The 21,930-nt window shown below is 39.8% G+C and carries 21 protein-coding genes; 13 read left to right on the top strand and 8 right to left on the bottom strand.

All coding sequences use genetic code 11. The features are described 5' to 3' along the window. Positions 1–4: 4 nt before the first annotated feature. Positions 5–808 (bottom strand): AAA family ATPase, encoded by an 804-nt coding sequence (locus R2Q78_RS10835; protein WP_316791694.1) that lies wholly within the window; start codon positions 806–808, stop codon positions 5–7. Between the two features lie 182 nt (positions 809–990). Here R2Q78_RS10835 and R2Q78_RS10830 point away from each other — a divergent pair, with 182 nt between their 5' ends. Next, on the top strand, positions 991–1,512 hold the full coding sequence (locus R2Q78_RS10830) for an NAD(P)H-dependent oxidoreductase (protein WP_316791692.1): 522 nt from the start codon (positions 991–993) through the stop codon (positions 1,510–1,512). Here the strand turns inward: R2Q78_RS10830 and R2Q78_RS10825 are convergent. After that, entirely contained in the window at positions 1,499–1,954 is a 456-nt protein-coding gene (locus tag R2Q78_RS10825; RefSeq protein WP_316791690.1) for a hypothetical protein, read from the bottom strand. The genes R2Q78_RS10830 and R2Q78_RS10825 overlap by 14 nt on opposite strands. Positions 1,955–2,030: 76 nt before the next feature. Further along, entirely contained in the window at positions 2,031–4,451 is a 2,421-nt protein-coding gene (locus R2Q78_RS10820) for an outer membrane beta-barrel family protein (RefSeq protein WP_316791689.1), read from the bottom strand. 491 nt (positions 4,452–4,942) lie between these two features. On the opposite strand from R2Q78_RS10820, the gene R2Q78_RS10815 reads away from it, so the two are divergent. Continuing rightward, positions 4,943–5,599, top strand: coding sequence for an ATP-binding cassette domain-containing protein (locus R2Q78_RS10815; protein WP_316791686.1), 657 nt, complete (start codon positions 4,943–4,945; stop codon positions 5,597–5,599). Here R2Q78_RS10815 and R2Q78_RS10810 read toward each other — a convergent pair. Beyond that, positions 5,594–6,184 carry a TlpA disulfide reductase family protein gene (locus R2Q78_RS10810; protein ID WP_316791683.1) on the bottom strand — a complete coding sequence of 197 codons (591 nt, stop codon included), beginning with the start codon at positions 6,182–6,184 and terminating at the stop codon, positions 5,594–5,596. The genes R2Q78_RS10815 and R2Q78_RS10810 overlap by 6 nt on opposite strands. A 547-nt stretch (positions 6,185–6,731) precedes the next feature. Then, complete coding sequence (locus tag R2Q78_RS10805; protein WP_316791681.1) at positions 6,732–7,646, bottom strand: hypothetical protein; 915 nt, start codon at positions 7,644–7,646, stop codon at positions 6,732–6,734. 132 nt (positions 7,647–7,778) lie between these two features. On the opposite strand from R2Q78_RS10805, the gene R2Q78_RS10800 reads away from it, so the two are divergent. From R2Q78_RS10800 to R2Q78_RS10770, 7 genes are all read left to right on the top strand, one after another. Next, positions 7,779–8,933 carry an AraC family transcriptional regulator gene (locus R2Q78_RS10800; RefSeq protein ID WP_316791679.1) on the top strand — a complete coding sequence of 385 codons (1,155 nt, stop codon included), beginning with the start codon at positions 7,779–7,781 and terminating at the stop codon, positions 8,931–8,933. Positions 8,934–9,062: 129 nt separating this feature from the next. Continuing rightward, the gene (locus tag R2Q78_RS10795) at positions 9,063–9,695 is read left to right on the top strand and encodes a porin family protein (RefSeq protein WP_316791676.1); all 633 of its coding nucleotides are present in this window, start codon (positions 9,063–9,065) and stop codon (positions 9,693–9,695) included. A 9-nt stretch (positions 9,696–9,704) separates the two neighbouring features. Continuing rightward, positions 9,705–11,051 (top strand): hypothetical protein, encoded by a 1,347-nt coding sequence (locus tag R2Q78_RS10790; RefSeq protein WP_316791674.1) that lies wholly within the window; start codon positions 9,705–9,707, stop codon positions 11,049–11,051. Positions 11,052–11,068: 17 nt separating this feature from the next. Beyond that, on the top strand, positions 11,069–11,584 hold the full coding sequence (locus R2Q78_RS10785) for a hypothetical protein (RefSeq protein WP_316791671.1): 516 nt from the start codon (positions 11,069–11,071) through the stop codon (positions 11,582–11,584). Position 11,585: 1 nt separating this feature from the next. Then, positions 11,586–11,975: a hypothetical protein gene (locus tag R2Q78_RS10780; protein WP_316791670.1), complete on the top strand. Its 390-nt coding sequence runs from the start codon at positions 11,586–11,588 to the stop codon at positions 11,973–11,975. Positions 11,976–12,027: 52 nt separating this feature from the next. Beyond that, positions 12,028–12,510 (top strand): hypothetical protein, encoded by a 483-nt coding sequence (locus R2Q78_RS10775; RefSeq protein WP_316791668.1) that lies wholly within the window; start codon positions 12,028–12,030, stop codon positions 12,508–12,510. A gap of 7 nt (positions 12,511–12,517) precedes the next feature. Continuing rightward, entirely contained in the window at positions 12,518–14,260 is a 1,743-nt protein-coding gene (locus R2Q78_RS10770; protein WP_316791666.1) for an SEL1-like repeat protein, read from the top strand. Between the two features lie 256 nt (positions 14,261–14,516). On the opposite strand, the gene leuS is transcribed toward R2Q78_RS10770, so the two are convergent. Genes leuS through R2Q78_RS10755 form a run of 3 tightly spaced genes read right to left on the bottom strand, consistent with a single transcriptional unit; the run spans position 14,517 to position 19,015 of the window. After that, positions 14,517–17,315 carry a leucine--tRNA ligase gene (gene leuS / locus R2Q78_RS10765; protein ID WP_316791664.1) on the bottom strand — a complete coding sequence of 933 codons (2,799 nt, stop codon included), beginning with the start codon at positions 17,313–17,315 and terminating at the stop codon, positions 14,517–14,519. 5 nt (positions 17,316–17,320) lie between these two features. Then, positions 17,321–18,589, bottom strand: a complete 1,269-nt coding sequence (locus tag R2Q78_RS10760; protein ID WP_316791661.1) for a chloride channel protein — start codon at positions 18,587–18,589, stop codon at positions 17,321–17,323. Between the two features lie 27 nt (positions 18,590–18,616). Then, positions 18,617–19,015: a hypothetical protein gene (locus R2Q78_RS10755; protein WP_316791659.1), complete on the bottom strand. Its 399-nt coding sequence runs from the start codon at positions 19,013–19,015 to the stop codon at positions 18,617–18,619. 251 nt (positions 19,016–19,266) lie between these two features. On the opposite strand from R2Q78_RS10755, the gene R2Q78_RS10750 reads away from it, so the two are divergent. Genes R2Q78_RS10750 through truB form a run of 4 tightly spaced genes read left to right on the top strand, consistent with a single transcriptional unit; the run spans position 19,267 to position 21,924 of the window. Next, entirely contained in the window at positions 19,267–20,145 is an 879-nt protein-coding gene (locus R2Q78_RS10750) for a cell division protein FtsX (RefSeq protein WP_316791656.1), read from the top strand. A 4-nt stretch (positions 20,146–20,149) separates the two neighbouring features. Next, positions 20,150–20,374 (top strand): DUF3098 domain-containing protein, encoded by a 225-nt coding sequence (locus tag R2Q78_RS10745; protein ID WP_136837766.1) that lies wholly within the window; start codon positions 20,150–20,152, stop codon positions 20,372–20,374. A 9-nt stretch (positions 20,375–20,383) separates the two neighbouring features. Further along, positions 20,384–21,178 (top strand): undecaprenyl-diphosphate phosphatase, encoded by a 795-nt coding sequence (locus tag R2Q78_RS10740; protein ID WP_316791652.1) that lies wholly within the window; start codon positions 20,384–20,386, stop codon positions 21,176–21,178. After that, positions 21,178–21,924 carry a tRNA pseudouridine(55) synthase TruB gene (gene truB / locus R2Q78_RS10735; RefSeq protein WP_316791649.1) on the top strand — a complete coding sequence of 249 codons (747 nt, stop codon included), beginning with the start codon at positions 21,178–21,180 and terminating at the stop codon, positions 21,922–21,924. Before R2Q78_RS10740 ends, truB begins: the two co-directional genes overlap by 1 nt. Positions 21,925–21,930: the final 6 nt, after the last annotated feature.

Here is a 21,930-nt window from a genome sequence, read left to right as displayed (position 1 = left end):
TAATTTATATAATTGCTGTAGTTTCTGTCGCCTCTTCTTTCACCATGCCGTTTTTACGGACAATCTCGCGCGCCAGATTCAGATAATTAATTGCTCCTTTACAATTTGCATCATGCATAATTACAGATACACCATAGCTTGGCGCTTCACTCAAACGTGTATTCCGTTGAATAATGGTATCAAAAACCAATTCCTGGAAATGAGTTTTTACTTCTTCAACGACCTGATTAGAAAGACGCAGACGCACATCATACATCGTCAGCAAGATACCTTCTATTTCAAGATCGGGATTCAACCTGTTTTGTACAATTTTTATCGTATTCAGCAATTTACCCAAACCTTCCAATGCAAAATATTCACATTGTACCGGTATAATTACAGAGTCAGCAGCAGTCAAAGCATTGATCGTAATCAAACCAAGTGACGGCGAACAATCAACGATGATAAAATCATACTGATCCTTCACCTTCTCCAGCACAGCCTTCATTTTATACTCTCTGTTGTTCAGGTTGATCATTTCAATCTCAGCACCAACAAGATCTATATGCGCCGGAAGCAAATCAAGGTTAGGCGTCTCCGTCTTTTGAATTGCATCTACAGCATCTATATCGTTGATAATGCACTCATAAATACTATTCTTTATACTTCTTGGATCAAAACCAATACCTGAAGTTGAATTGGCCTGAGGATCAGCATCTACTAATAACGTTCTATATTCTAATACGGCTAAACTTGCGGCTAAGTTGATGGATGATGTAGTTTTACCTACGCCACCTTTCTGATTTGCCAATGCGATAATTTTACTCATTTATCTTATTAATATTTACAATTAATCTCTTAAGGCTTGTTTTTACTCGACGTAAATCTATAAAAAAATGCTATTTTTGTATGGATTTAGGCATATTTTAACGAATAGCTAAGATACAAACTAAATGGCAAAGTTAGTATTAAAGCCATAAGTGTTTTACACATCTTATTAACAATTTACAAATGATCACCATCATATCAGGCACAAACAGACCTGCAAGTAATACGCTGAAAGTTGCCAAATATTATCAGAAAACTTTGAAATTAAAAGGCCTGGAAACCAATCTTTTCAGCCTGGAAGAATTACCTTCCTCCCTAATTGCAACAGATCTCTATGGAAAAAGATCCGCTCTTTTTGAGCCAATACAGCAAATGGTTGCTGAGACCTCCAAATTCCTTTTTATCATCCCTGAATACAATGGAAGTTTTCCCGGAGTGCTCAAAACATTTATTGACGCCTGCAATTTCCCTGAAAGCTTCTACGACAAGAAGGCTGCCCTTGTTGGCCTCTCGTCAGGAAAGTACGGAAACATAAGAGGCATCGATCATTTCGGAGGGGTATGTAGTTATCTGCACCTAAACGTTTTGCCTTTAAGAATCCACATTTCTTCAATAAAACTGGAACTGGATGAAAATGGCGATCTGCATAAAGAAGACACTTTGAAATTTACCCACCAGCAAATGGATAAGTTTATTGCGTTTTAAAACTCATCCAGGTTTTCCCTTCATTACCAAAAACAAAAAAACCAGGATAAAGCATTTCGGCCAGATCTTCTAAAGCATCAACTGCAGTTACAGCATCTGCAATCACAGGGCGGTCATCGTATAAATAAACCCTGTTGTAGGCTACAGATGGCCATTCATTTTGCAGTAATGAAGGCACAGACCCCATCAGCTGCAACATGTTCGTATCTCTTTCATGGTAAATTAAAACCCTGGCCAACATCACATCCTTTTCCAAAATACCTCCCGCCGCTGTGATAACATCTTCGAGTTCATTTTGATATTCATTGTCCGAAGACATGCACACAACAGGTACTTTATCCATAAACTTAATTTTATGCTGAACAATATCTACCCGCTCCTGCAATTCTTCACGAACCACCAAATCTTCAACTCTGCTTATAACTGCATCAAAAAAAGTCATACCTGTTTATTTACTATTTTGACAAAATTAGTATTCCTGAGTTGATGGCAACAAATTATAATGAATTATTTAAAAACTAGTTTCCCTGTAAACCTCCCATTCCCCCTCCTTGCTGCTGATTTTCTTCTTTCTTAAGGTCATCATTTTTAATTGACTTTTTCTGTGTAAACTTCAGTTTACCAAAGTTATAGCTAAAGTTCAGACCGAATGACCGCAGCGGATAGTGAATATTCGTACTTTGCAAAGAAGTAGCGGTTTTATTTGTTGTTTTAATATTCAAATCTCTGCTGAAGGGATTCAATACATTCACACCAATTGTCGCTTTTTTCTTAAGGATCTCTTTTTTCACTGCACCCCCATAAAAATACATCATATCTGTTTTACCCTGAAAAGTCCGTTTTGGTGAATTGATAACTCCCCATAACTCAGTGCTCCAACCACCCGATAATGAATAAGCAGATCGTGCAAATGCATTATAATTCAAGAATGTCCCAGTATTCAAATCGCTTTCTGCATTGTTCACTTCATAAGTATTCAGCCCGAAGTTTGCCATCAGCGTCCATTTCGGCTTCGGATTATATGATCCAAAAACATTAAATCCATAAGATTGACTTGTCCCGACATTTATGTAAGTAGTCAGATTTTTACCCACTCCCTGATCATCGACAAAAGGCTGGATAGCGCTTTCAATTACATCTCTTGTATTCCTGTAAAACACAGAAGCATTGATCACCGATCCTTTGATATAAGTTGAATAACCAAGTTCTATGTTATCTGTAAGTTCAGGAGACAATTTGGGATTTCCTTCCATCGGGTTAAACACGTCACTCTCATTTCTAAATGGGTTCAGGTAAAATAAACTCGGACGCTGTATCCTACGGTTATAGCTTAACTTAACCGTAGTCATGCCTTTTAGTGTTTGAGACAAAATCAAACTTGGGAACAAGTTGAAATAATCATTATCAAAATTCAACGTATTGCCGGCAAGCCCATCAATTTTGGTATACTCAGCTCTTAGTCCGGCTTTAGCAGTAATCTTCTTTGTCAGCTTAAAACCCAAAACTCCATAAGCAGATGCGACATTTTGATTATAGTCAAAATCTTGCGTGCTGACATCATAGTCACTGGAAATATCCCTGAATATTCCTTTTATCCCAGTCTCCAATGTCGTCGTTTTACTAAACGGATAGGTATAATCACTTTGAAATGTATATTCGTTGTTTTTACCGGTATTGCTTCCGAGCACCATCACATCTGCAATGCCAGGACTTAAAAATCTGTTAGAAAAATCACTCCCGTTTCTTCCTGTAGAAAGCTGGGCAGATACGCTAAACTCCTCCCCTTCGCGTTTACTCGTTTTTCTGTAGTCGGCACTCCAGTCCAGGTTATTAAAACTCATATCCATATCCCTGATATTCTGCGAAAAAACACCATTCACCAAAACATCAGAACTTCCAGGACCTCCATTGGAAAAATTATTGATTTTAACATTAGTGCTGAAGTTATTATAACCATTTAAGTCATAGTCCAACCCGGCACTACCGTTATACCCCAGCCTCGACCACTTAGAAAAACCATTTTGAGAAATTGTATTTGATTCCCCGTTTACCACCGAATTATTTAGCGTGACCACACTGGAATTCTGCGGATAGGCATGATTTACCCCTAAACTTGTTGTCACAGCTAAACGTCCGGTTTTAACATTCAGATTAAAAGCCCCGTTATTCGAACGCGTTCCGGCCGAAGCATTAACGCTACCACTTGTTCCCTCTGCTGTATTTTTTTTAGTGATGATATTGATAATACCACCTGAACCTTCTGCATCATATTTCGCTGATGGACTCGTAATTACTTCTACACTTTTGATCTGTTCTGCCGGAATCATTTTTAAAGCATCGGCAACACTATTCGCCATAGTACCCGAAGGTTTTCCATTAATCAATACCCTGACTGAACTTCCGCGAAGTTGTACGTTGCCGTTAATATCAACCGAAAGCATAGGCACCTTACGCATCACATCTGACGCATCACCTCCTGCATTAGTGATATCCGCCTCTGCATTATACACCAGCTTATCTACCTTATTTTCAATTAATGCTCTCTGTCCGGAAATCTCCACCTCCTTCAGGCTTCCTGTACTTGAGGTCAAATAAATTGTTCCCAGATTTTGATCGGGCTTTTCAGGTGTCGTTTTTACAGTAACTATTTTTGTTTTATATCCTAAAAAACCCACCACAAAGCTATATTCATCAGGTGTTACATTTTGCAATGTTACCTTACCCTTACTATCGCTTACGCCACCATTTACAGATTTCTTTGCTTTAGTCAGAGATATACTGGCGTAATCAATTGGTTTTTTTGTAGCTGAATCAAGAATTAAAGCGGTAATACGGCCTGTTATTTTAGACTTGGCCGGCGCCAGTCCACCAATCGGAAACTGAGCTTTAGTATTCAACATTAACCCGACACCTGCCAGCAATAGTAATATTCGTTTCATAAATTTTATTTACTACAATTAGTCGATGTAAAGCTAAGTTTGTTACAGCCCCTGCCCTATACTATTTTGATCATACACCAACTGAAGCCGGCAGAATGCATTTTTTTATCGGTCAAATTTCACTATCATTACATCACAAGAACCAAATGTCCACGCGCACTCATGAACCGGAAGACTATAAACATACTCTATCGTTTTTATCAAAACTTTGCATTGCTCTCGCTGATCATTTCCAACGTATGTGCATTTTTTGTCATGATGGTAGGATTGAAAGGGTTTGCGTTCGCATTTTGGTTTAAAGCGGCCACCCTGGGTATAATTTATTTGTACCTCAGCAAGTACAAGAAGAGCGATTTTTACTATTACCAAAACCTCGGATATTCTAAAAAAACACTGTGGTGGTATACCATGGCTTTAGATATGATAGTTTACCTGCTGCTTATATTCATATATACTCAAAATCAAGCATACTTACAAGCCATACTGCCAATATGAAGCATACTTTAGAAGCTGACGGAATCAATCTGGAATTTGGGAACAGAAAAATTCTTTCAAACATCTATCTCAAATGTGAAACAGGAAAAATAACAGGCCTGCTGGGTAGAAATGGAAATGGCAAATCTTGCCTGATGAACATCATTTACGGAACGCTAAACACCACAGATAAATCAATCAGATTAGATGGACTGCCCTTGCTTGAGGCGTACAAAAAGCCTGAAATATTACTCTATTTACCGCAGTTCAATTTTATCCCTAAATTTTTAAAGTTAAAATCCATATTTTCAGATTTCAATCTTGAGTATAACGAGTTCGAAGCCTTATTCCCTGAGTTTAAAACAGAATACAATAGCCGGATCAAAAATCTTTCGGGAGGGCAACGCAGATTAGTGGAAATCTATATTGTACTAAAATCTGGCTCTAAATTCGCCCTGCTTGACGAACCATTTTCACACCTGAGTCCGGCAATGATTGAAACAGTAAAAGAATTATTAGTGGAAACGAAAAAAGCAAAGGGACTTCTGGTTACTGATCATATGTTTCGAGATATCATTGACGTCAGCGATGATCTCTATCTGCTGACAGAGGGGCGAACACATCTGACCAAAGACATCAAAGAGATTGAATTCTTAGGGTATGCTAAACTATAAATTCATTTTCAGCAGTTTATCTATAAATGCTGCTACTTCCGGATTGCTGTAATCTGCACCGCCTACATGATTAAATGATAGTCTTCCTTGCTTGTCAAGAATAATTGTAGTGGGCATGGAACCTGAGAAATATTCTCTGGGCATACTACTTGCCGGTATATGAACTGGCAAAACATATCCTTTTTTCTTCATAAATGCAGTTGAACTGTTTATGGTACCATCCACATCTGCCATAATAAATACCACACTTGTATTGTCCTTATATTTCTTGTAAAGTCCGTTGATGGAAGGCATTTCTGCGATACAGGGAGGGCACCAGGTTGCCCAAAAGTTAATGAACACGACTTTGCCTTTCAGTGAAGTCAAATCAATCACTTTTCCATTAGCATCTTTAAACAACACGGCTGTGCCATTGGTTAAATCTGATTGTTCAGTCACCACTTTTGATGGCACTTCCGGCTGAAAAAGACCAATTTTCATTAGGTTCTGGATCATCCAGCCTTTTGCATCAGGGCTAAATACCAGGATCAAGGCGAATACGATAAGTAATCCTGTAATAATATTGCTTACGATGTTTTTCTTCATGATTTTATACTATGCCTATATCACTGTCTCTTTTTCCTTCATAATCCTGAACTTGTTTCAGAGCTTGCCGCGATTTATCGGGAATCCTTCACACGCTATTTTTTGTCTTCCGGAACCCGCTCTCGCAAGGTAAGCAATTTTTCAAAAAACGCCTTCGTTTTGCACAAAGCCCCTTATGTAAACTAAACCACAAACCTCTCCAAACACCTAATATCCGCTACCTCCGACCTATCTTCAGAATCACAGAAACACATACATCAAAGCACATCCTGCCCTGTACACCGCTTCAGTCCTGCTATAATAAAACAAGCAGGATAATCGATAATGGTTCATATTTAGATCTTTAAGAAAAACTTTGTATATTTATGTATGGAGAATAAGCAAAAGAAGGACTGGAAAAACCATCCCTGGACAACATATAGAAACCATTATGATTGGAAAATTCAGGTGGTGGCTTTCTTTATAATGTTGATAGTGATCATCTTTTTTTCATAAAAAGAATACATTTTAACTAGACTGTGTGGTATTTCGCCGAAAGTCCCGCTTACTATTTCTTCTCAAGGCCCAAAACATCTTTGTATCCATTTGAAATCATAAATCGCACCGACTCGTTATCGAATGCGTAAGGAACTTTCATATCCTTAGGTGTAATTATAACCTCCATAGCATGTCCGTTCTCTTTCAAATATTGCTGAGCCTTCAGCGTATTCTTTTCATTTGGAACAATTTTCGTGTCATGGTCATCCGTAAGGCTAATCACGTGCCTGATAGGTATTTTTGCTTTTGCGATAATACTCATATTGTCAATAGGATTCCCTGTATACGACATAGCCTCAGCGTCACTCGCAAAACCATAATATTGCTTCAATTCAGTCCAGTTAGCGGCTGATGGCTGCCAAGCCATAGGCCATGTTTTAAAATCCAACACCGGACCCTCACAGTAAATAGATGCTACGCGCTCTGGGTGGCGTATGGTCCAACGGTAGACCGAAAGCCCGGCTCTGGAAACACCAAACAAATTACATTTTTCGGGTAATTCAAATTTTTTGCGAGCAAGGTTATACACACTATCCATAAGGTTCAGACCATAATCTGAACCATAGGTATTATAAGAATTTATAGCAACGACGAAAGCGCCTGATTTTAATAGTCGGTCATCGATTTCCCAATGAAAACCATCGCCAATTTCACCAATGCTCATCACCCAAACTTTACTTTTAAGAGGTGTTTTCGGTTCAGCTATCTGAATAATAAACTTATCGATATGGAATTTATGTATCTTAAACCCATGCCACTCTTCATTTTCAATATTTCCTGTCGATACCCAGGGTTTATCAGCTTGGTTGTCATTAGATTTGGTTACTGGCTTTACTACCTGAGCATAAGAAGAAATATTGAACAAAGAAATCCATAGGATAAATACTACACAAGGAAGTATGTTTGATTTATTTTTATCTGTCATGAATATAAACTTAAACATTTTTTTTTCCTGATGAGATGATAGATAGCATATATTTGCTTTGAAAGGGAGAATGTTAGGGAATCCCTTTCATACATTATTGTACCATTATCAAAATCGGCAAATAAATAAAATATGTTCGCTCTAAACATCTGTCTTGCGCTTAATTTAATAATTTTATTTGTTGCGTTCTTTTTCAGAAAAAACAATACCCTGCCCAATAAAATACTGGCACTTATTTTACTGGATACAGCCATTTCCTTTCTTGGTAATGCGACAATTGTAGGCGGCTATTTTACAGATTTCCCTTACCTGTTTTTTCTCTCCTGGTGCACATCTTCCTATTTCGGCCCGTTATTTTTTACCTACACTTGTTTGTTTACCGGCTCCCATTTAAAATTGAAACATCCAATCTGGATTATTGGCTTCCTCCTATCGGCTTTTGGACTTACATTCCCTGCAACTTACCTAATGCTTCCGTTAACGGAGCGTCCGGGTTTTGTCACATCCTTACTAAATGAACCCCTGCCCTGGCAAATGACAGTAATCAATATATTTGGAATGCTGACGATTTTATCCAGTATGTTTGCCTCAGCTTCTAAGCTGGTTCAATACAAAAAGCGGCTGATCAGTACTGTATCTAACCTTGAAAAAACCAAGTTAATTTTTATTACCCAGTTTGTAGCCCTCGGCTTTGTACTTACCACAGCAACAATCGTCCTATACATTATCTTACCGCAATACCTGGTAGAGTATTTATACCTACCCTGCCTGATCACCTGTATTTATTTTTTCATTTTATTTTATACTTTTCGGCACCATGCCATTTTTACTACTGAAACCTACGGGCAGTTCTTGAAGGATACTTTGCCGGCCAGTGAGGAAATGAAAATGGATGAAATAAAACTGACTACGGTTCCAGGGTCTGAGCTACAGGTCTTGGCCGGGTGCATTGAAGAACATCTAATGCGATCCGGCATTTACACCAACCCAGACCTCACGATTGGAATTTTGGCCAGGGAAATGCACATTTCAACTGAAAAGATCTCCGCAGCGATCAACAAAGAGATGAATAAAAACTTCTTCGACCTGATCAATGAAAAACGGGTTGATAAGGCCAAAGAACTTTTGGGGAACAAAATAAACCTCCTCACGATTGAGGCTATTGCTTACGAAGCTGGCTTTAACAGCCGGGCATCATTTTACCGGGCCTTTAAAAAATGTACGTCACTTACCCCCTCTGAATACCTGAGCCAGCCCACAAGCATTTTATTCTCTGCAAATTCATAGCTGCACTGTGCTCAAACCCGTTTATTGAGACAAATATCCAGCAAGATGAGACATGTATCGGGCAATATCACACATGGTTTGAGGTAGATAGAGATAATTTTACAGCTGTTTATTAAAACCATTAAACAGATGAAAAAACTAATTTTAACAATCTCTCTCATCGGGCTCACCTTTGGTGCTTTCGCACAGTTGGGTATCGATGCCGGTGTAAACCTGGCCAAGTATAAATATGCCGAAACGACATTTGATGTAGAGCGAAAAACCATCATGTCTTACAATTTTGGTTTGCAATACAAGAAATCGCTCACTGAAAAATTGTACCTGTTACCTGAATTAAGTTATACGGTAAAGGGCACAAGAATCTATTACATTTATCCCATTGGCTTTACAGGCCCTATGAAACGCCTCAATCGCCTCAACTACATTCAGCTTACCATACCGGCTATAGTGGCTTTGCCAGTAAATGATGAATATGATTTTGAGATTGGAGCTGCTCCCTTTCTGGGATACCTCTCAGGCGGAAAAAGCGAAACGGTAGAGTTTGACGACAGTACTTCTGAAAGAAAATTCAACAGTACCGATTTTAAGAAAATGGATGCAGGACTGCAATTCCTCATCGGATTCAGACTTAGCAAAAAATTAGGTTTCCATTTTAAGTACGACTGGGGCCTGGCCAATGTTCAATACGAGGTTGCCGACCCCAACATAAAAACCAGGAATGTTTCATTCAACATGTCCTGGATATTTGCCAAAAATGATTAATCCAAACAGATGAAAAATAAAAATATAGCTTATGCCGCGCTTGCAGTTTTGATGCTTACAGGCGCCTGTAAAAAAAACAATGCTTCGGGTGAAGGCGAAAACGCATCATCCGGTTCATTGATCAACGAATCAACTGGCTGGAAAAAAGTGGGCACTATTCCTTTCATTCATGCAGTGTATGCTTTTGCAGGCTCAAATGCAATAACCCCTTACGACCTTACAGTGGTAGACAATCAGCTGGCATTGCTCTACAGCGAAGATTACAAAATGACCGGAGTACAAGGCACGCTAACCTACAAGGTTAAATTTACTCCCGGATCTGCAATTCCCGCAAGCATTCCGCTAAAAAGGGGCGGCTGGGCATTTTTCTACAGCACCAGGTTTATTCCAGGGACTTTTACCCCGGTTTATATGAAAATGGAGGGCAGTAACTATACTGTATCTATATATACTGATGATGCACTTATTGCTGGTAATAACACCGATTACACAACACCTGCTATAAGGCCCATCAACTGGTATGGTGATGGCGGATTAACGATGAGTGTCCCGGGAGGCAATAAACAGGCATATGTGCTTTCTTATACTTTTCCGAATACCGGCAATTTTTCAGTTACTGAAAACGTATGGCGTCTTGATCCTACCAACTGGAAAGCCTTTGACGCGCTGCGCCTTTCGGGCGGAGAAATCAATCAGTTCCTGGTGTCTACAGAAGGCGCTAAAGTCTACTTCTCCATTCTTAAGAACAATCCTGACTTTATATCCAGAACTGGTATGGAGCAAAGTTTTTTCACCTTGACCAGGCAGGAAATACCGGGTTTAAACGCAGCTAATTTCACAAGTGCGAACATGATTATTGCCAGCACTGTGGTAAATGACAAGTACACGGTGCTGATAGGTGAAACAGCGCCTGGAGGAGCCGGTTTAGGTTTTAACAAAGTACATTGCTACCAATGGCAAAAGGGGACTACACAGTTTACCAAACTTTACGGTGACATTGCCCTCCCTGCCGATATAGGCAGCAGCTTTATGAGCAGGGCAGCTATTGGTACCCGGCCGGTAGAGGGGGCCGATGCTGCCGTAAAGTTTACCCCTGATTATTCTGCTTATATGCTGTACAACAGCATCCAAAGCAGTAAATATACAGCATTAGCCATCGTCAATGCACAGGGCGCCAAAACAGTAGGCAAATATGCAACAGCCGATTATCCAAACCAGCAGTATGAACAGATAGGCCTGGCCACCTGCCAGTATTATAACGGGGCTTATTATGCCGTAGTCTATCAAAAAAGAGAAGATCTCTTTAGCATTAACGACCCCAGGTTCAGATTGGAAATTGTAAAACTTAATCCATAATAAAATAGAAACACTACATGAAACAAATTATTTATTTAACACTCGGATTGATTACGCTGTTGTCTATCAATGCCTGTAAAAAAGACGACAAAGGCAAATCATCATTAGCACTTAATACCTGGCGCATTGATGTAGATAACAGCTCTATGAAATCGTCAGTAGTATATACACAAATATCAGGTACATTCAGTACACAGGGGTATCAGTTGCTCGACATGAAAGGCGATGATAATTTAGGATTAGATCGTTGCTGGCTTAGAATTTACTTCAACACCATAGGCCCACCACCCAGCGGAACATATACTGTAACATCTTACAACAACCTGGCCAGGGTGCAAAATGCAGTAGCCATCAATTCTACTACAAATTCAAACACTAATATTGATGTTATCCACTGGGCAGAGGAGAACCAAACCATTCAGGTAATATTTGCCAACGGAACATTAGAGGTCAAATTCGATAATATAAACATGTTTAGAGAGGGTAATTTTGCAAACTCACATGCAAAATTATCGGTAAACCTTCGTAAATAAAATGAAAAGATTATTCATAGCAGCGGCTATAGTATTTGCATTATTGTCCTGCAAAAAAGAGAAAGAGGCTGTTCCTGCGCAGGCATCGGTAAACAACACCAACTGGCACGTTACGATGAATGTAACCGGCATTTCATTTACCGAAAACATATTTGAATTTGGCGGAAATGGAAACGTTTTCGCCTGGCATATTGCAGCGGGCAACACCTATTCAGGCTCCTGGACGCAAGAGGGCAGTACTGTAAATTTCGTGTTTAAAGAGCATACTGCAGGCGGCGATTATTTCTGGGACAATACCGGCACACTGAGCAGCGATGGCAGCACGCTTACCGGGACCATGAAAAGAAGGGGCGTAGAAGGTTCAGGTACTTTTACAGCAAAAAAATTATAGCTCTGAAATTTAACCAGATGGCTAATAAAATAGAATCAACAATTATATACTGATGAAACAAGTACTTTCTTTATTACTGTTCCTCTTTGTAGGAACTGCGACTAATATATATGCACAATCGCAGGATTACAAAGTCCTGCTCGGGACATTTTGTCTGAATGCCAGGAATAATTTTGCAGATATCAAAGGAGAACAGACCGACACAACTTCAGTATTTTATCCTTCCAAACTCAAAGCTGATGTCGGCGAAGTAAAAATCGGTATATTCCCAAATACCGCCACTTTAAACTGGATCACTCCTTTGGCACAATCAAAGGGAGTACAGGTGGCTGTAAAGGAGTTTATTAAAGTGAAATTCGCTGACCTCAAGCTATATAAAACGGTGAGTGATGGCACAGAAGAGGAAGGCGATATTACTACCAATGTTTATGGCCTCGGCGCCAACAAACCCTTACTTGTTTTTCAAACGATTTACTATAGAAATAGTGAAGAAGCAGGGAAAAGTAATTTTACGATCATTATTTACGGAAAATAAAAACAAGATGATAAAACCAATACTAACCATACTGTTGGTCGTATTTAGCTCATCGCTAATGGCGCAAGACTTAAAAGCTATATGGAATAAGGATTGCGATTGCTACGGTTATAAGGACAGTAAAGGCAATTTGGTAATTCCTTATAAATATTCTTTTGCACTTGATTTTTCGGAGGGAATGGGTGCAGTTAGTGCAAATGGAAAAAGTGGATTTATTAATAAGGATGATAAAGCCGTAATTCCATTCATGTATGAATGGGCAGAAGCATTTGGCGAAGGCCTGGCGGCGGTTCAGTTGGATGGGAAATGGGGATTTATCAATAAAAACGGAAAGCAGGTCATTCCGTTTACTTACGAAGAAGCAAAGGTGTTTCATGAAGGTTTGGTTAAGGTGAGGCTCAATAAAAAATGGGGCTTTATCAATCATGTTGGTAAAGTAATTGTACCGCCTGTTTATGACAGAGTGGATGATTTTAGTGAGGGTATGGCCTCGGTTGCTCCCGTATGGGGTGCAGGATATGGTTACATCAACAAAGATGGAAAAATGGTAATCCCGGTGCAGTATAAATTTGTTTATTCGTTTTCGGATGGTGTTGCAATGGTAAGTACTGATAAGGGGTATTATCATATTGATAAAACTGGTAAAGTATTGGATCCTTTGGATAGTAAGAATGCACCGATACCTGCCGGGAAAACCGGTGCTGCTGTGGTTCAAAATTCGGTGGCAGCACAGGAGCCGGGTATAAAAACAGATAATTTATGGGGTCGTAGCCAGGAGGTTAAAAAGGCAGCTGCAAATGATGTGGTGCTCGTGGAACGTAAAAAACCAGCGCAGCACAGCAAGTATTTTGAAAAAGGGCTGAAAGCCTGGAAAGACATTGATTTTAAAAAGTCGCATCCGCAGTTTCTGAAAGCAGCAGCGGAAGGTGATGCGGATGCCTGGTACTATATCGGCTGGCAATGGCTTGATAATTATCATGATGTCGTTGCCAGAGTGGATATCGATACGGCAAAATATTATTTTCAAAAGGGGATCGATGCTGGCAGCGGGCTTGCCATGTATGGGATGGGGGAAGCCTATTACAAGCAGGCCAATGCGGCTAATGATATCTATCACAGTGGAGCGAGACTGATCAAAGTTTATGACAGTTTATCCAATATAAAATTGGCTTATTACAAAATGGCGGCAAATGCGGGATGTGGCAGGGCTATGAATGTTTTTTTTAATGCGGAAAGTCCTTATAAAGTAGCGCTGTATTGTGCGACCAAATCAGCTGAAGCGGGTGATGCCAGGGGAATGATTCATATGGGTATGTTGTATCAATATGGATGGGGACTTCCTGTTGATAAAGCGGCAGCAAAAAAATGGTACACACTTGCCTTGGACAACTGGCTGTTATATGACGACAGGGACCTTGCACTACTTCAGCTGAAAAGGATAGATGATACGCAGCCAAGACGGATTACACTGCAGGATTATGGTTTTCCTGATGCGGATTATAAGGAGCAGAGGTTAGAAAAGCAGGAAGCCCGGGATTATACGGCTGAAAATGCGGCATATAACGAGTGGTGGGAGAAAACTTATGGCAGAGGTGGTACGCAGAACAGCAGGCCGATGCCGAATAATAACATTCCCCAGGCAGGTTACAGACCGGCTGCGCAATCCGAAGCGGACAGGCACCAGAGTATCATGAATAAGATTTACCGGGAAACGGAAAAGCAGATGAACCGGAGTTTTAAAAATTACTGATGCTAAATTTATATTTTAATGAAAAAATGGGACTATTAGGCATAGCGGTATTTTTTTCTGAGCCATCAGCCTATGGACAAATAGCAAAAGACTTACCTTGTGTTTGGTGTGCATTCATATCAACTACGTTTTCACTCCGTACCAGCTAGGGTGTTGGTTCGACTGGAACCGAACCAACACCCTAGCAACACCGAACCAATACCCTAGTTGATACGAACGCATACCGAGCACAGACCAAACTCAGCCTATCCTCCTACTAAATAACAATATTGACGATTCTTCCCGGAACAACTATTACTTTCTTAGGGGCTTTTCCTTCCAGATATTTCTGAACATCTTCATTTGCAAGCACTGTTTCCTCAATTTCTTTAGGTTGTAAAGCCAAACTTAAGTTCAGATTCAAACGGGTCTTTCCGTTAACTGAAATCGGGTAGCTAAATTCATCTTCAACCAGATAAGCAGGATTGAATTTAGGGTACTCAACATAAGAAAGACTTCCACCTTCATGGCCTAATAATGACCATAGCTCTTCACAGATGTGAGGTGCATAAGGAGATAGCACAATTACCAAATCTTCCAGCACCTGGCGATTTTTGCATTTCAGGTCGGTTAACTCATTAACGGCGATCATGAAACTCGATACTGATGTATTGAATGAAAAACGCTCAATATCGTCCTGGACCTTTTTAATAATTTTATGCAAAGCCTTTAGTTCCGCTTTTGAAGGAACTGAATCAGTTACGTGAAATACCCATTGTTCGTTATGGAATAAACGCCAGAACTTGCGCAGGAATTTAAACACGCCTTCAATACCATTGGTATTCCATGGCTTGCTTTGTTCCAGTGGACCTAAAAACATTTCGTACATACGCAATGTATCTGCTCCATAATTCTCAATCAGCACATCAGGATTCACCACGTTGAACTTAGATTTTGACATCTTTTCAACTTCTACACCACAGATGTATTTACCGTTTTCAAGAATAAATTCTGCATTAGCAAATTCAGGTCTGAATAGCTTAAACTTCTCTATATTCAAGACCTCGTTCTCCACTATATTTACGTCAACATGCAATGCTGAAGTTTTATAATCCTTTCTTAATCCATAAGAAACTAAGGTATTTGTGCCCCTGCCTTCTTCATCTACAACTCTGTAGACAAAGTTACTCCGGCCCTGGATCATCCCCTGATTGATCAGCTTTTTAAAAGGTTCTTCTTCTTTTACATAACCGAGATCTTTCAGGAATTTATTCCAGAAGCGGCTGTACAACAAATGTCCTGTAGCGTGTTCTGCACCGCCAATATATAGATCAACATCTTTCCAGTATTCGATTGCCTCATTGGCAGCGAAATCAGAATCATTTGTTGCGTCCATATAGCGGTACCAATACCAGCTGGAACCAGCCCAACCAGGCATTGTGCTCAATTCATACTCATATTGATCATCATAACTCCAGTTTTCTGCCCTTCCCAATGGAGGTTCTCCTGTTTCTGTAGGCAAATACTTATCAATCTCGGGAAGTAATAAAGGCAATTCTTCCTCTTTTATGAGATAAGGCAGTCCGTCTTTAAAATATACAGGAATAGGTTCGCCCCAATAACGCTGGCGACCAAAAATAGCATCGCGCATGCGGTAATTCACTTTTGCTTTTCCTGCGCTCTTCTCTTCCAGCCAGGCATTCAACGTAGTGGTAGCTTCGTTATAATTCATGCCGTTGATAAACCCTGAGTTGATGTATTTACCTTCTTTTGTAGGATCTGCCTGTGTTGCGATGTCCGTCTGCGCATCCAGAATCTGTACAATTGGTAGACCAAAATGAGTTGCGAATAACCAATCACGCTGATCACCACTTGGAACGCCCATTACTGCTCCTGTACCGTATCCCGCGAGGACATAATCGGCAATCCACAATTGAACGCGCTCTCCGCTTACGGGATTAATCACATAGCTTCCTGTAAATGCACCTGATACTGTCTTTGTATCGGCCATACGGTCCAGCTCTGATTTCTTCTTGGTTTGAGTGATATAGGTGTTGACAGTATCGAGTTGTTCAGGTGTAGTGAGCGCTGTTACCAACTCATGTTCAGGAGCCAAAACGAGGTAAGAAACCCCAAATATGGTATCAACACGTGTTGTGAACACTTCAATATAATCTGCGATACCTGCAGGTGCATTTTCTATAGCAAATCTAACTGAAGCACCTACGCTCTTGCCTATCCAGTTACGCTGCATTTCTTTTACAGGTTCCGGCCAGTCAATGGTATTTAAACCTTGAAGCAGACGATCCGCATAGGCAGAAATCCGCATACTCCACTGCATCATTTTCTTTTGCTCCACCGGGTGACCTCCACGCTCTGAGTAACCATCCTTCACCTCATCATTGGCCAGTACAGTTCCCAATGCCGGGCACCAGTTTACAGTACTCTCTCTCAAATAGGTCAACCTGTATTTCAACAATTCTTCCTGCTTCTGTTCATCAGTCATCGTAGCCCAGTCGCTCGGAAGGAAGGATCTTACATCTTCATCACAAACCGCCCTTACATCTGCACTTCCTGCAGCGTTAAATTTCTCAATTAGGGTTGTGATGTCCTCGGCTTTATCTGTTTCCAGATTGTACCATGAATTAAATAACTGCATAAAGATCCACTGGGTCCACTTGTAGTAAGATGGATCGCTGGTACGCACTTCCCTGCTCCAATCAAATGAAAACCCAATTTTATCCAGTTGTGTTCTATACGTATTTATGTTTGTTTCGGTAGTCAATGCCGGGTGCTGCCCTGTTTGGATAGCATATTGTTCGGCCGGCAGACCAAATGAATCGTACCCCATGGGGTGTAAGACATTATATCCTTTTAACCTTTTGTATCTTGAAAATATATCTGAAGCAATGTATCCGAGCGGGTGGCCAACATGCAATCCAGCTCCTGAAGGATATGGAAACATATCCAGCACATAGAACTTAGGCTTTGTACTGTCTTTTTCTGCTTTAAAAGTTTGGTTTTGAGCCCAGTGTTTCTGCCACTTTTGCTCTATTTCTTTAAATTGGTAGTCCATTACTGCTATTTCCTTAATATAGCGCGAAAATAAAGAAATAAAGGGGTTAATGAAAATTTGCCAAAAATCAGGTGTTTAGGGGTTTTATTTTCGGCGATGTTATAGATGCTGTAACTGCCGGAAAATAAAAATGAAATGACACAGGCTATGGCTATATAAGGGCCGCATGATATACCAAACAGCTCCATGGCCATGACGATACATGCAAGGGGTGTTTTTGCCGCCGCACCAAATACAGCTACAAATCCCATTCCAGCCAATAGTCCGACAGGAAGCGGCAGGATAAATGACAAGGCACTGCCAAGCGTAGCCCCTATGAAAAACAATGGCGTAACTTCTCCTCCTTTAAATCCTGCGCCAAGTGTGATACCTGTAAATAGTATTTTTAAAATAAAATCCTGCGGCAAAGCCTGATGCTGAAAAGCATCAACAATGATAGGGATACCCAGCCCGAGATATTTATAGGTATCAAGGGCCAGCACCAAACAAATGATCACTACGCCACCTATTAAAGGGCGAAAAGGCGCGTAGTCAATTTTCTTCGAAAAAGCAGCAATCTGATGTGTAAATTTGACAAAAAGGACTGCAGCGATACTAAAAAACACTCCGGCAACAACAGTATATCCAGCACCGACTAAGTTCATTGCAGGAATAAGGTCAATTTGGTAATGGGTATGTCCCACGCCCCATAGTCCAGTGACATAAGATGCCAGGTAAGCGCCAATTAGCGCAGGGATAATAGAAACAAATGGGATCCCTGTGATCAATAATACTTCTATTCCAAAAATTGTCCCGGCAAGCGGCGTACCAAATACAGATGCAAAACCCGCACTTAATCCTGCGATTAATAAGATCGTTCTTTCTTTTGGAGACAACCGGAATGGTTTATGCAGCTGGTCTGCCGCAGCAGCTGACATTTGTAACGCAGTGCCTTCCCTTCCTGCAGACCCTCCAAATAAATGGGTGAGGATGGTTCCGGCAAGCACCATAGGAGTCATTTTAAAAGGGATGATGTCTTTCGGATTATGAATGGTATCAAAAATCAAGTTATTGCCCCTTTCAATACCTTTTCCCATATGCTGATAAAACCAGCCAATCAATAAACCGGCCAACGGCAATAGATAAAGCATCCAGCTGTGGCTTACACGGAAATTAGTAGCTAAATTTAAAAGAGTTAAAAAAAGTGCAGACAACGTGCCGGATACCCCGCCCACGATTAGGAGCAATATCCCCCATTTACAGAGAAAAAAAATGTTGGCATTTAAACGCTGCATGATTTAAATGCCAAACATAAGATTTTTTTACCTTTTCAGGTATATTTTTAAAGTAGTGGTGCCTTCTTTAGCAGTAAAGTCAAATTGGTTGGCAGTGATGGTATTAGCTACACAATTATAAGTTTTGCCATCAATTGTGATGTTGAAGTTATTGCCGGACAGAAAAACATAATTACCAGACTGAACTGCAGCACCTAGTTTACGTTCTAAGATGTCTTCTTCTCCGTCTTTAAAGTCATAATAATCTGACGAGGTGTAGGTAACGGTAACAGGAGCTGCTCCGCCAATTGTAGTTTCAATTTTTACCGCTTCCCATCTGCCTATAGCTTTAGTTCTTAATGGCTTGGTTGCCTCATTCTGTTTTTTACAACCAACGACTGCAACGGCAAATAATAATGCGAATGCTAAAAATAATTGTTTTTTCATAAAAAAATGTACCCACTCGGGGGATTTAGGTGAATAGAAATGATTAATTTTAAAAATTAACGAATAAAAATTTGTTTTGGTACAAACATATCAATGCCTCTTAATTTTATGTTTTTCTTGAATTAAATATCTCGTGCACTGAACTAATTGCCATTCAAATCCGTTATAACGGCTACAGGCTTTATATTTTAAATACATTAAAGCATTATATGCTTATATTTTTTTAATTTCGCAAAACATAAATACAAGCTATGGAAGAATTTGAAGTTAGCGATGCTTCTAAGAAGACAAAAACTATTTATATCTCTACAATATTTAGCATTGCATTGGTGTTATTGATGCTGGGTATGCTTGGACTTATACTGGTACATGCAAAAAACCTTTCCAATTATGTTAAAGAAAATATCGTATTGAACATCATCGTGGATGAAGGTGCAAAGGAAACGGATGTCCTGCAATTCCAAAAAGAGCTGAACTTAAATCCCGCTGTAAAAAATACGCAATACGTAAATAAGGAGATGGCTGCGAGAAATCTAACCAATGATCTTGGGGAAGATTTTGTCAATTTCTTAGGCTATAATCCATTGCTTTCAACCGTTGATGTTTATTTAAAAGCAGATTATGCCAACAATAAGAGCATAGACGCCCTTAAAGCCAGCATTGCAAAAAACCCTGTAGTTAAAGAGGTCATATACCAAAGCTCTTTGATTGATATGGTAAACAAAAACATCAATACCATTGGCTTGATTATCTTAGGATTTGCGGCTATTTTATTGATCATTTCTGTTGCCCTGATCAACAACACCATCAGACTGGCGATTTATTCTCAACGCTTCCTGATTAAAAGCATGCAATTAGTAGGTGCTACCAGAAATTTCATTCGCAAGCCCTTCATTTTGATTGCCGCCCTGCACGGTCTTATCGCTGCATTCATAGCAATATTGATATTATTAGGTATATTGTATTATGTACAAAGGGAAATTCCTGAAATAGTTTTTTTAAGAAACTATACAGAATTTGGTTTTGTCTTACTTGGTTTAATAGGTGTGGGTATCTTTATAACAGGTATCAGTACATCTTTTGCAGTAAGCCGGTATCTGCGTTTAAAAATTTACGATCTTTACAGATAAGATAATGATAGAAAGAAAAACAAGTCCAATAAAAGAAGAAGCAAAAAATGAACTGGTATTCACTAAAAAGAATTATCAGTTATTGTTGATCAGCATTGCGATAGTAGTGCTTGGCTTTATTTTAATGATAGGTACTACTGACATCTACGATTTCAGAAAAACTTTACTGGCCCCTATGGTTGTATTGGCCGGGTTCGGTTTTGGCGTTTATGCCATATTAAAAAAATAAGAGCGCTTCATGGATTATTTACAGGCCCTTATTCTAGCGATAATAGAAGGGCTCACTGAATTTTTACCGGTTTCATCGACCGGTCATATGGTTATTGCAAGTTCTTTTATGGGAATTGGCAACGATGATTTCGTAAAACTTTTTGAAGTAGCCATACAATTAGGGGCAATTTTAGCTGTGGTAGTTTTGTACTGGAAGAAATTCTTTGACTTCAGTAAATGGCAGTTCTATATTAAGCTCATCATAGCGGTTATACCCGCCCTATTCTTTGGCTTTTTACTAAATGACTTTATTGACAATACCCTAGGCAATCCATTATTCATCGCAGTAGTGCTGCTCATTGGAGGATTAGTCCTTTTGTTTATCGACAAATTCTTCAAAGCCCAAACCATCGAAAGTGAACATGACATCACGAATATGAATGCATTCAAAATCGGATGTTTTCAGGTCCTTGCTGTAGTTTTTCCGGGATTGAGCAGAAGCGCTGCCACTATTATTGGTGGGATGCAGCAGAAATTAACCAGGCATGTAGCTGCGGAGTTCTCCTTTTTTCTTGCTGTGCCTACTATGTGTGCTGCAACAGGATATAAATTACTGAAAGGGTATCATTTGCTGAACACTGAGAATGTTAAGCTCCTGCTGTTTGGCAATATCGTAGCATTTATAGTCGCCATCATTGCCATAAAATCATTTATAGGATTTTTATCCAAACATGGCTTTCGCATTTTTGGCTGGTACCGGATCATCATAGGCGTAGTTTTGATCGCACTTTATTATTCGGGAGTTGAAATGAATGTATTGTAATGACAGACCACGAAGAATCAACTAAAACCCCTGAATTTCCTGAGTTCAATTTTGCGGAAGGCGAATTACTCCTGATCAATAAGCCATACAAATGGACAAGTTTTGATGTGGTAGGCAAGATCCGTAATTCGTTAAAGCCACTGAAGCTGAAAGTTGGCCATGCAGGTACTTTGGATCCGCTGGCAACAGGACTGCTCATCATCTGTACAGGGAAGTTAACTAAGAAAATAGATACTTTTCAGGCTGAAGAGAAGGAATACACCGGAACAATGATCCTGGGTGCCACTACCCCATCCTTTGATATGGAGACCGTGGTAGACGAGGAATTTTCGATCCAGGACATTTCTGACGAGGCTATATACGAGGCTGTAAAACCCTTCACAGGAAACATACAACAATACCCACCGGCACATTCTGCGGTCAAAGTAAATGGTGAACGCCTGTATGTTAAAGCAAGAAGAGGCGAAGAAACTGAACTGCGCTTAAGAGATGTTACGGTTTCAGCATTCGAGATCACCAGGATTGCCCTTCCTGAGATCGATTTTAGAATTGTATGCAGTAAGGGAACCTATATCCGGTCTTTAGTTTCTGATTTTGGGAAACAACTGAACAATGGTGCTTATCTTTCAAAACTTACCAGGACCAGAAGCGGAAATTTCTTATTAAAAAATGCATTTGAGGTATCAGATTTGGTAGGCCATTTGCGGAGTAAAAAAGAATTGCCACCACATCAGGACAATAATTAACACTTT

Origin of the sequence: Pedobacter frigoris, from assembly GCF_032678645.1 — a bacterium.
In the GTDB taxonomy this organism is placed as follows: domain Bacteria; phylum Bacteroidota; class Bacteroidia; order Sphingobacteriales; family Sphingobacteriaceae; genus Pedobacter; species Pedobacter frigoris_A.
Note: the sequence above shows the minus strand (reverse complement) of the source record. Positions and strands in the feature narration are given on the sequence as shown.

Excerpts from the sequence above, each read along its gene's own strand:
- R2Q78_RS10815 (WP_316791686.1), top strand. The coding sequence starts at position 4,943 with ATGAAGCATACTTTAGAAGCTGACGGAATCAATCTGGAATTTGGGAAC.
- R2Q78_RS10830 (WP_316791692.1), top strand. The coding sequence starts at position 991 with ATGATCACCATCATATCAGGCACAAACAGACCTGCAAGTAATACGCTG.
- R2Q78_RS10745 (WP_136837766.1), top strand. The coding sequence starts at position 20,150 with ATGATAGAAAGAAAAACAAGTCCAATAAAAGAAGAAGCAAAAAATGAA.
- R2Q78_RS10800 (WP_316791679.1), top strand. The coding sequence starts at position 7,779 with ATGTTCGCTCTAAACATCTGTCTTGCGCTTAATTTAATAATTTTATTT.
- R2Q78_RS10780 (WP_316791670.1), top strand. The coding sequence starts at position 11,586 with ATGAAAAGATTATTCATAGCAGCGGCTATAGTATTTGCATTATTGTCC.
- R2Q78_RS10755 (WP_316791659.1), bottom strand. The coding sequence starts at position 19,015 with ATGAAAAAACAATTATTTTTAGCATTCGCATTATTATTTGCCGTTGCA.
- R2Q78_RS10795 (WP_316791676.1), top strand. The coding sequence starts at position 9,063 with ATGAAAAAACTAATTTTAACAATCTCTCTCATCGGGCTCACCTTTGGT.
- R2Q78_RS10835 (WP_316791694.1), bottom strand. The coding sequence starts at position 808 with ATGAGTAAAATTATCGCATTGGCAAATCAGAAAGGTGGCGTAGGTAAA.
- R2Q78_RS10775 (WP_316791668.1), top strand. The coding sequence starts at position 12,028 with ATGAAACAAGTACTTTCTTTATTACTGTTCCTCTTTGTAGGAACTGCG.
- R2Q78_RS10760 (WP_316791661.1), bottom strand. The coding sequence starts at position 18,589 with ATGCAGCGTTTAAATGCCAACATTTTTTTTCTCTGTAAATGGGGGATA.
- R2Q78_RS10740 (WP_316791652.1), top strand. The coding sequence starts at position 20,384 with ATGGATTATTTACAGGCCCTTATTCTAGCGATAATAGAAGGGCTCACT.
- R2Q78_RS10785 (WP_316791671.1), top strand. The coding sequence starts at position 11,069 with ATGAAACAAATTATTTATTTAACACTCGGATTGATTACGCTGTTGTCT.
- R2Q78_RS10825 (WP_316791690.1), bottom strand. The coding sequence starts at position 1,954 with ATGACTTTTTTTGATGCAGTTATAAGCAGAGTTGAAGATTTGGTGGTT.
- R2Q78_RS10810 (WP_316791683.1), bottom strand. The coding sequence starts at position 6,184 with ATGAAGAAAAACATCGTAAGCAATATTATTACAGGATTACTTATCGTA.
- R2Q78_RS10790 (WP_316791674.1), top strand. The coding sequence starts at position 9,705 with ATGAAAAATAAAAATATAGCTTATGCCGCGCTTGCAGTTTTGATGCTT.
- truB (WP_316791649.1), top strand. The coding sequence starts at position 21,178 with ATGACAGACCACGAAGAATCAACTAAAACCCCTGAATTTCCTGAGTTC.
- leuS (WP_316791664.1), bottom strand. The coding sequence starts at position 17,315 with ATGGACTACCAATTTAAAGAAATAGAGCAAAAGTGGCAGAAACACTGG.
- R2Q78_RS10770 (WP_316791666.1), top strand. The coding sequence starts at position 12,518 with ATGATAAAACCAATACTAACCATACTGTTGGTCGTATTTAGCTCATCG.
- R2Q78_RS10820 (WP_316791689.1), bottom strand. The coding sequence starts at position 4,451 with ATGAAACGAATATTACTATTGCTGGCAGGTGTCGGGTTAATGTTGAAT.
- R2Q78_RS10750 (WP_316791656.1), top strand. The coding sequence starts at position 19,267 with ATGGAAGAATTTGAAGTTAGCGATGCTTCTAAGAAGACAAAAACTATT.
- R2Q78_RS10805 (WP_316791681.1), bottom strand. The coding sequence starts at position 7,646 with ATGACAGATAAAAATAAATCAAACATACTTCCTTGTGTAGTATTTATC.